The organism is Insolitispirillum peregrinum (genome assembly GCF_900156605.1).
In the GTDB taxonomy this organism is placed as follows: domain Bacteria; phylum Pseudomonadota; class Alphaproteobacteria; order Rhodospirillales; family Rhodospirillaceae; genus Insolitispirillum; species Insolitispirillum peregrinum.
The window spans coordinates 1-12,852 of the sequence record NZ_FTOA01000014.1 but is presented as its reverse complement, the minus strand read 5'-3'; the positions used below and the strand labels follow the sequence as shown (position 1 = coordinate 12,852).

The 12,852-nt window shown below is 62.6% G+C and carries 11 protein-coding genes; 4 read left to right on the top strand and 7 right to left on the bottom strand.

Translation table 11 applies throughout. The features are described from left to right. Position 1 precedes the first annotated feature (1 nt). The 7 genes from peaA to BW995_RS19770 form a co-directional block, all read right to left on the bottom strand. The gene (peaA, locus tag BW995_RS19800) at positions 2-1,612 is read right to left on the bottom strand and encodes a quinohemoprotein amine dehydrogenase subunit alpha (protein ID WP_076402169.1); all 1,611 of its coding nucleotides are present in this window, start codon (positions 1,610-1,612) and stop codon (positions 2-4) included. 44 nt (positions 1,613-1,656) lie between these two features. Further along, the gene (locus BW995_RS19795; RefSeq protein WP_076402168.1) at positions 1,657-3,165 is read right to left on the bottom strand and encodes an aldehyde dehydrogenase family protein; all 1,509 of its coding nucleotides are present in this window, start codon (positions 3,163-3,165) and stop codon (positions 1,657-1,659) included. A 212-nt stretch (positions 3,166-3,377) separates the two neighbouring features. Further along, positions 3,378-3,515, bottom strand: a complete 138-nt coding sequence (locus BW995_RS19790) for a hypothetical protein (RefSeq protein WP_217696151.1) — start codon at positions 3,513-3,515, stop codon at positions 3,378-3,380. Positions 3,516-3,615: 100 nt separating this feature from the next. After that, the gene (locus BW995_RS19785) at positions 3,616-4,281 is read right to left on the bottom strand and encodes a response regulator transcription factor (protein WP_076402189.1); all 666 of its coding nucleotides are present in this window, start codon (positions 4,279-4,281) and stop codon (positions 3,616-3,618) included. A 40-nt stretch (positions 4,282-4,321) separates the two neighbouring features. Continuing rightward, entirely contained in the window at positions 4,322-6,856 is a 2,535-nt protein-coding gene (locus BW995_RS19780; RefSeq protein WP_076402166.1) for an FIST N-terminal domain-containing protein, read from the bottom strand. Further along, positions 6,853-8,151, bottom strand: coding sequence for a flavin-dependent monooxygenase QhpG (gene qhpG / locus BW995_RS19775; RefSeq protein WP_076402165.1), 1,299 nt, complete (start codon positions 8,149-8,151; stop codon positions 6,853-6,855). Before qhpG ends, BW995_RS19780 begins: the two co-directional genes overlap by 4 nt. 165 nt (positions 8,152-8,316) lie before the next feature. After that, positions 8,317-9,714, bottom strand: a complete 1,398-nt coding sequence (locus tag BW995_RS19770; protein ID WP_076402164.1) for an alginate export family protein — start codon at positions 9,712-9,714, stop codon at positions 8,317-8,319. Between the two features lie 209 nt (positions 9,715-9,923). Here BW995_RS19770 and BW995_RS19765 point away from each other — a divergent pair, with 209 nt between their 5' ends. From BW995_RS19765 to BW995_RS19750, 4 genes are all read left to right on the top strand, one after another. Continuing rightward, positions 9,924-10,625, top strand: a complete 702-nt coding sequence (locus BW995_RS19765; RefSeq protein ID WP_076402163.1) for an SDR family oxidoreductase — start codon at positions 9,924-9,926, stop codon at positions 10,623-10,625. Between the two features lie 561 nt (positions 10,626-11,186). Further along, positions 11,187-11,531 carry an STAS domain-containing protein gene (locus BW995_RS19760; protein ID WP_076402162.1) on the top strand — a complete coding sequence of 115 codons (345 nt, stop codon included), beginning with the start codon at positions 11,187-11,189 and terminating at the stop codon, positions 11,529-11,531. Continuing rightward, on the top strand, positions 11,532-11,897 hold the full coding sequence (locus tag BW995_RS19755; RefSeq protein WP_076402161.1) for a response regulator: 366 nt from the start codon (positions 11,532-11,534) through the stop codon (positions 11,895-11,897). A gap of 197 nt (positions 11,898-12,094) precedes the next feature. After that, positions 12,095-12,852 (top strand): Hpt domain-containing protein (locus BW995_RS19750; RefSeq protein ID WP_175617138.1); only part of this gene is annotated, 758 nt, incomplete at its 3' end.

Genomic DNA, 12,852 nt, shown 5'->3' with positions numbered 1-12,852 from the left:
TTTACCGAATCCAGCCGTCAACCCAACGCTGGACGGTGACAATCAGGTGACTTTCGGCGCTCAGGGGCTTGCCCTGACCGTTATCGACCTGCGCCACCACCTTCAGGTTGCCAACGTTGTTGGTCTTGTAGGCGCGCAGCGGGTTCGGTCCGGCCTCGCCGGGGGTGAACAGGCCGGTCTTGCTGTCGATGGAGCCAGCAAACTTGGCATCCTCCAGCTCTTTGGCCGCTTCGTCGAAGTTGTCATGGCTCCAGCTGGCGGGCAAGGCCCCCAGACGGATGTCGTCGGCGGTGCCGGGCTTGCCGTCCTTGCCGTTCAGATAACCGATGGCCTCGAACTGGGCGTAATGACGCGGCAGCGGACCACCACCATCACCAACGCGGGCGATCATCATCGGCGGTTCCACCGTCACCCGGTCCACCGCATCATAGACCACCGCACCCTTGCTCAGCGAGGCACCGCCCACACTGACCTCACGCGGGCCCTCCGCCGCCCTGGCGGCAACCTCGACCACCACCGACAGGCCCCACGGCTTGCTTTCGCTGTCGATCACCGTCACGCCCGGCCCAAAGCTGACCGCGCCCTTCAAGCTGTCCCCGACCAGCGAGACCATCGCCCGCTCACCGGCCTTCAGCGCCATCGGCTGGGCAGCGATCAGGGTCGGCTTGCCGTCGGTCTTCACGGCGGTAACGTCAGCGCCCAACTCGTCGTTGACACTGCCGAACCAGCGCCCGGACAGGGTCTTGCCATCGGCGGACAGCGTCATCACTTCGCGGTTTTCAACCCCGTTCAGGGTCACCGTTCCGCGCCATTCATAGCCGGTGTAAACCACTGACGCCCCATCCGCCTTCAGCACCGAGCCATCGGCATAGGACAGGTCATAGCGCACATCGAAGCGGTCGCCAGCACCGCCACTGACGGTCATGGTGCCGCTGTAATCCCCCTTGCCCGGCTGATGACCGGCCACGGCCCACGTTCCCTTCAGGTCCGGGGTCTTGTGGCCCTTCCAGCTATCCCATGCCTTGCTCTTGAAGCCCCACATCTTCGCCAGCGTGTCGGTGGTGGTGGTGGTGGCGATGGTCCACCAGTCGCGGTCGCGCGACAGCAACTGGAATTCCAGCGTCGGCCATTGCCCGACGTGGGTGTTGATCAGGCGTTTCCATTCGGCGGCATCCCGCCGTTGCAGGCCGGGGCGGGCGGTGCTGTGGCAGCGGCCACACATCTGCACCATCTCCGGGTCCGGCAGATTTTCCATCGCCCCCGGCTGCTGTTCCAGCGCATAGCGGAACGGCTCGCTTTCACTCGGTGCCAACCCTTGCGTGTCAGACAGGTACTTGACGATTGCCGCCCGCGCTTCCGCCGAAACGGTGACCCCGTGCCAGCGCTGCATGCGCGACACACTCATGTCCCAGCCTTCGGGCGATTTGCGGATATCGGAAATGCGCGGGAATTTGCCGCTGCTGTCCGGCGTATGGCATGACCCGCAATTTTCCTCGATCATCTTCACACCGCTGGTTTCGGCTGCGCCTGCCGCCGAAGCCGAAGCCGAAGCCCCGGCCAGCAGGGCCGCCCCCACCATCCACGATGCCGTCACGGACACTGTTCGCTTCATCGTTTGCTATCCCCTGACCAGATCCCGCCGCACGCTGTAACGGCTTACAGCATGGCACAGACCGATTGTTCTTCTGTGTAGCTATCAATGGCGGCCCGCCCCAGTTCGCGGCCCCACCCGGATTGTTTGAAACCGCCAAACGGCATGGCAGCATCGACCACCGTGTGACAGTTGATCCACACCGTTCCGGCCTTCAGTCGGCTGGCCAGACGGTGGGTATGGGCCAGATCGCGGGTCCACAACGACGCCGCCAGCCCGAACGGTGAATCATTGGCCGCTGCGATCACCTGATCGACCTCGTCGAACGGCTGGGCGCAGACCACCGGCCCGAAAATTTCCTCCCGCACGATGCTCATGTCGGACGAGGTATTCACAAAAACGGTCGGTTCGACAAAATAGCCGGGCCGGTCCATCGCCTTGCCGCCCACCAAAGCCTCGGCCCCGGCCTCCAGACCGGCACGCAGATAGCCGCAAACGGTGTCCTTTTGCTGTTGCGACACCACCGGCCCCAGAATGGTATCCGGTTCCAGCCCGTTGCCGACCTTCAGCGAGCGCGCCACATCGGCCACGCCCGCCATCACCCGGTCAAAGATCGAGCGATGGACATACAGCCGCGAGCCAGCCGCGCACACCTGACCGTTGTTGAAGAAAATCGCCATCGCCGCGCCGGGGATCGCCAGATCCAGATCGGCATCGGGCAGGATGATCGCCGGTGACTTGCCGCCCAGTTCCAGCGTCAGCCGCTTGAGGTTGCCACGGGCGGCATCAATCAGCAGCTTGCCGGTGCGGGTCGAACCGGTAAAGGCCACCTTGTCCACCCCCGGATGGGCCGCCAGCGCCGCTCCGGCCGGGTTGCCATAGCCGGTGATCACGTTGACCACCCCGGCAGGATAGCCCGCTTCCTGCACCAGTTCGGCCAACCGCAACGCCGACAGCGGCGTCTGTTCGGCGGGCTTCAGGATGGTGGTGCAGCCGGTCGCCAGCACCGGGCCGATCTTCCAGCAGGCCATCATCAGCGGGAAGTTCCATGGAATGATCTGCCCGACCACCCCGATCGGATGGCGGTTGGTGTAGGCAAAGAAATCGCGTTCACGGTTGAACGGCACCGACACCGGCAGCACGCTGCCTTCGATCTTGGTCGCCCAGCCCGCCACATAGCGCAGGAAGTCAATCGCCAGCGCCACATCAATCTGCCGGGCCAGCGTCACCGACTTGCCGTTATCAAGCGCCTCGAGCTGGGCGAATTCGTCGGCATTGGCCTCCAGCAGATCGGCCAGACGCAGCAACAGCCGCTCGCGGTCCACCGGCCGCATCCGGCTCCACGCCTCGCCCTCGAACGCCCGCCGGGCGGCCGCCACCGCCAGATCAACGTCGTCGGCGTTCGCCGCCTGCACCTGTGCAATCACCTGTTCGGTGGCCGGATTGAGCACCGGAATCATCTCGCCCGAGCGAGACTCAACCCACTCGCCGCCGATGAACAGCCGCTTGGGGCGGTTGAGGAACGCCTGCGTGCCGAGCGACAGCGATGCCGAGGGAGAAAGAGCGATGGTCATTGAACAGTGCCTCCATGCCTGCGGTCTTGTCGCGGGCGCACCCCGCAAGCCGCTTGATGAAGGTCATGCTAGGGGCAGCCATCGCCGGGGCAAATTCCCCGGATGGGGTATGCCCTGTGGCCTTCGGAGGATCGGCAGTTGGTGGAGCGCTGCTCCACACCTCGCCGGGGCCTTGAGGCCCCGGACCCCATTCTGTTGGGAAAGACAAGGCTTCAACCGGGCAGGAAGTGACCGTTCCCATAGATGGCAACAAGGTGTTCCAACAGAGTCCGCTCATGAGGACGCATCTCGTCCAGATCAACAAAGCGCCAGTTGCGCTCATAGAGGGCAAGGGCAGTCTCGCCATCCACGACAGCATCGTCGGGACGATTCCAGCAAAGCTGCCGTAACTGCGGGTACTGGTTTATTGGGATGTCCATATCGTCACCAGAGGATACGCCCTCCCCCCCCCTACCCCAGATAATCGCGGGCAACCATCACCGCCTGGGTGCGGGTGGAACAGCCCAGCCGCCGCAAGATGGCCGAGACATGGACCTTGACCGTTTCCTGACTGATCGACAGGTCGCGGGCGATTTCCTTGTTGGATTTGCCCTGCGCCATTGATTGCAGCACCTCCATCTGGCGCGGGGTCAACGGCTCGCCGTGGTCGTCCTCCAGCCGCGAGGTCTTGCGTGGTGCCCCCATCGCTTCGGGCGGGAAGCAGGTTCCCCCGGCCAGAACGGTTTTCAGCGCCGCCACCATGTCTTCGCGGCGGGCTGATTTCGACAGGAACCCGGCCACCCCCAGCGCCGCTGCCTGCCGAATGATGTCGGCATCGTTCAGCGACGAGACAATCACCACCGGCATCCCCGGCGCCTTGGCCCGCACATCCATCAACGCCCCGAACCCCTGCGAGCCGGGCAAAAAGTAATCGAGCAGCAACAGGTCAAAGCTGTCATCGCCCTCAATGGCGGCCAGCATCGAGGCGCAATCCTCGGCGGTCACGCACTGCACGCCCTCGGCCAGCAGACCGGCGACGCTGGTCAGGGCTTCGAGGAACAGCGGGTGATCTTCGGCAATCAGCACGCTGTTGAGAGTAACAAAGGAGTCTTCGGACGACAGGGGGGAGCTGAACATCGACATCACACGACCAGAGAATACCAAACACGATCATACATCAGATTTTGCCTGTCCCCTTCGTTTGCAAGGCACTGGCAAGCGTCGCCCGCAGGCGGGCCGGTTTCAGCGGCTTGGCGACAAACAGCGCACCGCTGGCGGTGATATCCCGCCGCAGGGACGGGTCAGGGTCAGAGGAAATCACCACCGGCGGCGTCACCATTCCGGCCTGCGCCGCCACCTGCTGCGCCACCTGCAAGCCATCGGTTTTGCCCAGCCCCAGATGATAATCACAGATCACCAGATCGGGGGCGGTATCGCTGCGCATCAGAAAGGTCTCGGCCTCTTCCGGGCTGCCCACCGCCATCGCCCGGCATCCCCACGCCTCCAGCAGCGCCAGCAGGCCCTCCTGCCCGGCGCGGTCATCCTCGACCACCAGCACATGCGCCCCCGACAACGGGGTCGGGATAGCCGCCTGCGGCTTTTCCTCCGACAGGCGCGGCAAGTCTTCGCGGCGGCCATAGGGCAGCAGGATCGAGAAATTCGAACCTTTCCCCAGCACCGAGCGCACCTGAATCCGTACCCCCAGCAGGGTACAAATCCGCTCCACCACCGCCAGACCAAACCCCGAGCCACGGCGAACCACCACATCCGGGTGGTTGATCTGGAAATAAGGGCGGAACACGTCGGTCAGGGCGTCTTCCGGCAACCCGATGCCGGTATCGATCACCGCCACCCGCACCCCCCGGCTTTCCCGCCGCACCCCCAGCAACACCCGCCCTGACGGGGTATAGCGCAGGGCGTTGCTCAACAGGTTGCGCAGCACCCGCTGCACCATCACCAGATCGGACTGCACCAGTGCAGAACTGTCCACCAGCTTGATTTTCAGGTTGCGGCTGGTGGCCTGTGGCTGAAACTCGCGGACAATGTCCTGTAACACCGGCCCCAGCCGGAAGGTCGAAGGTGACACCACATAGCCACCGGCATCCATTTTGCTGATGTCGAAGAAATCCTTCAGCATGGTTTCCAGCGTTTGCAGGCTGCTGTCAATCTGACGCATCGCCTTGGCCCCGCCAGACGACAACAGTTCGTGCTCCAGCCTGCCCAGCAGCAGGCGAATGGCGTTCAGCGGCTGTTGCATGTCATGGCTGACCCCGGCGACGAACTGGGTCTTTGACTGGTTGGCCTTGATCGCCTCTTGCCGGGCCTGCCGCAACGCCTCTTCGGTGCGGCGGCGGCGGGCCAGTTCGCCTTGCAGCTTGCGATTGGCTTCGGCCAGTTCCTCGGTGCGGCGCTGGACCATTTCTTCCAGCAGCACCGCGTTCTGGAACAGGCCAAAGGTATCGCTGCCCGCACTCATCACCCGGTCAACCTGCTCGCGCTGGGCATCGACCACCCGCCGCAAACGCTCGTTCTCGCTTTTCAGGCGGGCAATTTCCTCATCCCGCCGCGACACCGTGCGGCGGGGACCGATGGCGATGCCGGTAAAGCTGTTGTTGAGGTGCATCGAGCGGTATTGCTCGCCGTAAGCGCAAAAGCCGACCACCCGGTTGCGGCGGAACCACACATCCAGTTCCGCCAACTGGCCGGTGCTTTGGGCTTCGACCCGCCGCATCAGGCACTCTGCCCCCAGAATCAGCTCCGGTTCACCGATTTCCTCGCGGATTTCCTGCTCCAGCGCGGTCAGGCTTTCGGTCAGCGCCGTTGTCTCGCCCAGCCGCAACTGCAATCCGGGCGACACCGGACAGGCCAGATGCAAAAAGCCGTGCTGATCAATCCGGGCCACCCCGCGCGTGAAGTAGCTGGTCCCCACCTTGACCATCATCGGCGGCAACCAGGCATCGGATTGCTGCAATTCGGCCATGCTGGCCCCCAGCACGCGGGCATATTCCTCGCCGGCACTGCGGCCATTGAGTTGCTCGATCACCCGGTGGCGGGCATCGGTGCGGGTGACAATCAGGTCTTCCGGCAACGGGCGGTAATGGTGGGTGGAAAAGACCTTGAAGTGCCGCCGCAAGCTGACCAGCACCAGCACGACACAATCCTGCCGAAAGGCTCCGTCATGGAACACCGCCACATCGCGCGGGGCCAGACCATCACTGGCCCCGCCACCGAACAGGGGAATATCCCCCAGCGCCGAGCGCAGCCCGGTCATCAGCACGTCTTCGTTGCCAAAGCGGGCATCGAGCAAAGTGAGGGCAAAGCAGGACGAGGCATTCGGTTCAATGCCCTGTGCCCGCAACCGCCCCAACGCCCGCATGCCCAGCCCATAGCCGTCTTTCAGGCTGAGCGAAGACATGCCATCGGCCCGCTCGGCCACCGCGACGCACTCGCTGGCGGCAAAGCTGACCACCGAGACGATATCGTCCTGATAACTGCCCCAGTGCATTTGCCCGGCGGTGGTGCAGCCAACCACGGTTGCGCCGGGAAACGACTGGCGGAGGACGCTGGTCATCTCGTCACGGTCGCGCTGGTGCGGAACCAGCACGCAAACAAGGCCTGGCGTGTCATGGCCGCGCCCGATGGCTTCGCGCAGGGCTTTGCCGGTGTCAGGATGGGCCGACGCCCCGCTGCGGATGCCTCGACTGCGGCTCATGATGCCAAGGCTCCAACCTGTTGCAGCCACAAGGCCGCCCGTTCGACCTGCGGCAATGCCAACTGGTGGCGTGCGGCATAGTCCCCCAGCGAGGCCCCCGACTGGCGCACATGATCGAGCAGCGCCGGAACCGGCACGTCTTCGACCCGCCACACCCCCAGTGGATGGCGGGGGGTGAGCAAAACCTCCTGCTCGGTGATCCAGCCGTCGGCCAAAACCGGCCTGCGTACCCGCTGAAGCCCGGCCACGGTCGGCACCGGCACCGGCAGCACCTCGCGGCGCCGCTGCCAGAATGGACGATCCGCCCACCGCTGTTCCTGTTGATAAAACGCCACCCCGAGGGCAGTCTTTTCAGCGAAAGCCCCCAGCAAGCGGTCAGAATAAAACTGCCGGGCCAGTGCGCCATCCTGCGGACGCTCCACGCAGGTCCGCACCACGGCAGCGGCGCTCAACGCCCCGGCCAGTGCCAGAAACACCCCTTGCCCCGACAATGGATCATAGCCACAGGCGGCATCACCAACCCGCAGAAAGGCTGCTCCGGCCAGGTCATCGCGCAGATAGGTGTCACAGGCGCGCGCCACCGCCGGGCCATCGGCCTGCACCCCGTCGGGCACCCACTCCGCCACCTCGGGCACATCAGCGCACAGCCGTTGGTGCAGGCTGGTCAGCGCCTGATGACCTGCCCCCGGCACACTGTCGGCATCGACGGTAAACTGCACCATCCGCCGACCGTCCTGCGCCCGCCCCAGCCACGCCCAACCATCGGCAAAGGGGATTACCGCCGTTGCGTCGGTGGTCGTCGGGCCGTGGTAAAAGCGGGCCACCGCCAGCGAGGCCGGACCGCGCAGCCGCGTCTGCCCTGCTGGCGCCGCCCGTCCCCGCGCCTCGACCACAAAGCCGACCCGCACCACCTGTGCGCCACAGGTGATGTGCCAGTGGTTCTGCTGCCATTGTAGCGACCGCACCTCACTGGTCAGCACCGTAATTCCCTGCGCCCGCAGGTCGTCGCACAGCGCCCGGTCAAAGGCCGAACGCTCGACCAGATATTCGCGGTTGTGGCGGCTGGCAACGCCATTCCAGTGCGCCTGCCGCTCACCCGCCTCGCCCAGCGTGGCACAGGCATGGGCAAAGCCCTGCCGCTGCAACAGGGCGACGGTACGGTCTGACAGGCCTTCAAAACGCCGACGGGGGCGCGGGCTGGTGATCACCAGCACCGGCACCCCCAATCGCGCCAGTTCGATGGCCAGCGCCGCGCCAGCCGGGCCACCGCCGACAACCCCAACCGCTGCCTCCATCGCCCGGCCTCCCTTTTGCCTCTGTGCATTGCAACAGGGAAGCCCGCAGCGCCGGAACGGTCAATACCCCGGATGGGGAATGCACGGTGGTGAGTCTGCTGTTGTAGCAAATACGTCGTCGCAGATGAGTCCATCTGCTCGGGATTTGCTGGTGAGTCCTGTATTTTAGAACTTCACCGTCGAAACCAGCTCCATCACATCCATGCTGTCCGAACCACCCAGCGCGGTTTTCGCCGCCGCCCCCGGCATGAAACGGCCATAGACCCCGCTGACCGTCAGCCAGTCGAGCGGCATCCAGTCCACATGCAGGTCCACTTCCTGCCCATAGTCCTTGCTGGCCCCGGCGCTGGCCTGATCGAGGCTGAAATCATAATAGATCACCCCGGCCTGCACCGTTTCCAGCGGCGAGACGGTGGCATGGATCATGTGCAGGTTTTCGTTGCTGTTGAACAGCAGGTACTGCCCGGCGACTTCGCCATGGAAATACGAGCCCCAGCCACGCACCATGCCATAGCGCAGCGGATCAAAGGCTTCCGACTGGCTGGTGGTGGTGCTGTCGTCGCCACTGAAGTGGGCATAGCGATAGCTGAGGCTCGGAGACCACGGAACATCGGAGAAGGTATAGCCGATCTCGCCATACCAGGCGTTGGCATCCAGCCGCCGCCCGTCGGTGTCATTGCTTTCCTGCACATATTCCGCTGACAGGAACAGGTCCGGCAACATCGGCAGCGGCGTGCCTTGTGCGCGGAAATCCCACACCTTCATGCCCTTGCGCAGGCTGTTGACGCCATCGCTGCCAAACAGCCCCGAGGCATTGGGATCATCCTGACTGATCCGCATTCCGGCCACCGCCACCGAGCCAAGCCCTTCGCGCTTTGCTTCGAGGTTCAGGCCGTGGATTTCCATGTTGCCGGAATTCTGGTCGCTCTTCAGCCAGAAGGCATCGGCTTCCAGCGGGTCCCAGCCCAGCCGGGCAACCATGCTGTTACTCCAGGCACTGCGGGCACCAAACCAGTAGCCGCCTTCCTTGCCGACATCAGCATTGCCGTCCGCCAACAGGAAACCATCACCCAGTACGAAATCCTGCCGCCCGACCGACAGGTCCAGCGCATCCTTTTGCCACAGCAGATCGCCCGAGGCCCACCCCAGCGCCGCCCGCTCAAGGTCGCCATGCGATACCCCGCCGTGGGTCAACTGGGTGCCGGTGGCCGAAAAGGCATCACCATCCCCTTGCGTGGTCGAGCCGATCACCGCCACCGTTCCATAGACCGAGCCGATGGACTGGCTGTCCAGCCGCACCGACAGGCCCGGTTTGACATAGGCTTCGGCCCAGTTCAGGTCTTTCTGCGTACTGCCATCATCCAGCGAGGTAATCCCCTGCCCCAGCCGGGCGTTACTGGCAGAAAAGACCCCGGCCCCGGCGGCAAAGTCAAAGGCCACCCGCGCCCCGTCCGCCTCGTACAGCGTCAACCCGGCAGGCGCGTCGGCGGCGTGAGCGGCCAGCCCGCTTCCCAGCACCATCGCCCCGGCCAGCACCGGCAGCAGCCTGTGTGTCACCGTCATTGCAACCCCTCCCCGTCGTTCTGAAAACCATCGGCAGAGATATGACCAGCAGCGCAGCGGAACGAGTATTCCCCGGATGGGTTAATCCCCACCCTCCACCACCTTTTCTATCGCATCGGACAAATCTTTCTGAGGCGAAGGACCGCAGTTTTCCTGCCATAGTTTCAAACATCGCCGCCCACCGGCGGCTTGCAAATACGGAGGCTCTGTTGAGCGAGAAAGTAGCGATCATTACCGCAGGTGGCTCAGGGATGGGCGCGGCCTGCGCCCGCAAACTGGCGCAGGATGGCTATCGTGTTGCGATTCTGTCGTCGTCCGGCAAGGGCGAACAACTGGCGCAGGAGCTGGGCGGCATCGGCGTCACCGGCTCCAACCAGTCGGTCGATGACCTCACGCGGCTGGTCAATTTGACGGTCGAAACATGGGGCCGGATTGACGCGCTGGTCAACTCCGCCGGGCATGGCCCGCGTGCCCCCATCCTCGATATCACCGACGAAGACTGGCACAAGGGAATGGAGGTCTATTTCCTGAATGCCGTGCGCCCGATTCGACTGGTGACGCCGATCATGGAAGCCCAAGGGAGCGGTGCCATCGTCAACATCTCCACCGCCTGGGCGTTCGAGCCGTCGGCGATGTTCCCGACTTCGGCGGTGTTTCGCGCCGGTCTGGCCAGCTTCAGCAAGATTTTTGCCGATCAGTACGCGGCGAAAAACATCCGCCTGAACAACGTCCTGCCCGGCTGGATCGACAGCCTGCCCGCCACCGAAGAACGGCGAAGCAGTGTTCCGATGCAACGCTATGGCTCGGCGGCAGAGATTGCCGCCACCGTCGCCTTCCTGCTGTCCGACGGTGCGGGCTATATCACCGGCCAGAACATTCGCGTCGATGGCGGTCTGAGCCGATCAGTGTAACGGGAACGGGGATCCGGTGCGCCCGGTCCGGGATCCCCACCCTGACACCCGGTTCGCACTCCTTTGAAATAGGGAGTCCCAGAGGGTATCTTCCTATATTTTCATAATTATTTTTAAAAAACTAATATGAACACTACTATATAAGTAAATGAATGAAAAGGCTCCACAGACCATGATCCTGACATGAAATGAAGGAATGTTAATGGGGTCGCCATACCCCGCACAGGGCGTTGTATTTTATTGTATAGATACAGATTTGTTACCGCTAATCTCTCTCATCCCTGCTTCTGAATCTCTTCTGTTATAGAAGTATATTTATAAAAACATTCAGTTTAGAGATATTATCATCTGAAATTCTTTCAAAAAAATTCCCCCCCCTCGCGAGATTCATAAATATGCAGAAAACATGTAGTGATCACGTACAGTAATTCCCTTCATGATTGAATGGAAACAAGCACACTCATTATTACTTGATATTCGTAAAATACGGAATCATCTTGCATAATTCCCGTGTTTAGTTTAATTAAATCCATAGCAGCGATATGGATAAACAGGATCGCCATGGTAGAAATCAATCGTAGCGGCACCGAAATACGATTAACGTTTGATCGTCGGCAAACACTTGCAGAGGCCGAGCAGACCAAAGACCACCTGATGGCCGCGTTGTCGGCAGGGGATGTGCAAACAGTTTGGCTGGATTGCATGCCAACTGATGAAATGGATATCTCGTTTTTACAACTTTTGCTCGCTGCCCGAAAAATGGGGCAGGCGCGGGGCATTGCCGTCTCACTGACTGCTCCGGCAACAGACGCCCTGGCCGATACCCTTGCCCGGGCCGGGCTGGCGCGCCCCGGTGATGGTGGCAAGGGCTGGTTTGATTCTTTTTGGGCTGGAGGTCAGGGATAAATGTCGAAAGTTGTTTTGAGCGTTGACGATTCCGCCAGCATGCGCCAGATGGTGAGCTTCGCCCTTGAGGGGGCGGGGTACGCTGTGCGGACCGCCGTTGACGGGCAGGATGCACTGGAGGTTCTGGCCAAGGGACCGGTTGACCTGATCCTGACCGATCTGAACATGCCGCGGATGGACGGGCTGACCTTGATCAAGCAGGTGCGCACCCTGCCGACCTGCCGTTTTGTCCCGATTGTTTTTTTGACCACGGAATCCGACGACAGCAAAAAGGCTGTTGCCAAGGCAGCCGGAGCAACAGGCTGGATCGTCAAACCATTCCAGCAAGAGCAACTTCTGGCTGTCGTCAAGCGCTTCCTGGGGTGACCTGACGGGGTTCCGTCAGCCTCTGGACGCCGACACCATTCCACCATCATACCCGCCTGCCTTCGGGCAGCAGCGGACTGAAGGCAGGCGCCGCCGGTGCGGCTCTGCCAAGGGGCAGCTTTTGCCTTGTTCCATCCTGATGATGTCTGATTCCCGCCCCGTGGAATGAGGCTGTTTCCCGTAAAAAGGGTCGTGTCATGGTTGCTTCGACGCCATCACCTGCCGAGACATTCCTTCAGGAAGCAGCCGAGCTTCTGGAGGATCTGGAGGCCGCTCTGCTTGATCTGGAGCATGATCCGCACAATTCGGAACTGGTCAACCGGGCGTTCCGGGCCTTGCATACCATCAAGGGCTCGGGGGCGATGTTCGGTTTTGATGCGGTGGCCGAATTCACCCATCACGTCGAAGGCGCTTTTCAGAAAGTGCGTGACGGCGAACAAAGCCTGTCGTCCGAGCTGATTGCCGCCACGCTGGAAGCCGAAGATCATATTCGCGATCTGCTGGCGCAGCACAATGATGTCGAGCGCGGCGCACGGCTGACGCAGACATTCCTGTCGCTGATGGCCGGTGTGGTGGTGGCCTCCCCCGATGCTCCACCGGAAAGCGGCCCCGAAACCACCGAGGCCGTCCCTGTTCAGGATGACGGCCAGCGCCGCTGGCACATCCGTTGCCGTCTGGCCCCGCAGACGATGGTCTTCGGGACCAATCCTCTCGGCTTGCTGGACGAGCTGCGGGCGCTGGGGGAGTGCATCGTGGTGGCCCTGCCCGAGGCCATTCCGAGCCTCGAATACCTTGATCCACTGTGCTGCTATCTGGAATGGGACATTTTCCTGTCAACGCTGCACCCGAAAACGGCGATTGAGGATGTGTTCCTGTTCGTGATGGATGACAGCGAGATCTCCATCACGCCGCTGGACGACAAAACCGTCTCGCCTCTGCTGGGGGAAATCCTGAT

Coding starts and splice junctions, on each gene's coding strand:
- BW995_RS19760 (WP_076402162.1), top strand. CDS start 11,187: ATGGTAGAAATCAATCGTAGCGGCACCGAAATACGATTAACGTTTGAT.
- peaA (WP_076402169.1), bottom strand. CDS start 1,612: ATGAAGCGAACAGTGTCCGTGACGGCATCGTGGATGGTGGGGGCGGCC.
- BW995_RS19755 (WP_076402161.1), top strand. CDS start 11,532: ATGTCGAAAGTTGTTTTGAGCGTTGACGATTCCGCCAGCATGCGCCAG.
- BW995_RS19795 (WP_076402168.1), bottom strand. CDS start 3,165: ATGACCATCGCTCTTTCTCCCTCGGCATCGCTGTCGCTCGGCACGCAG.
- qhpG (WP_076402165.1), bottom strand. CDS start 8,151: ATGGAGGCAGCGGTTGGGGTTGTCGGCGGTGGCCCGGCTGGCGCGGCG.
- BW995_RS19785 (WP_076402189.1), bottom strand. CDS start 4,281: ATGTTCAGCTCCCCCCTGTCGTCCGAAGACTCCTTTGTTACTCTCAAC.
- BW995_RS19770 (WP_076402164.1), bottom strand. CDS start 9,714: ATGACGGTGACACACAGGCTGCTGCCGGTGCTGGCCGGGGCGATGGTG.
- BW995_RS19780 (WP_076402166.1), bottom strand. CDS start 6,856: ATGAGCCGCAGTCGAGGCATCCGCAGCGGGGCGTCGGCCCATCCTGAC.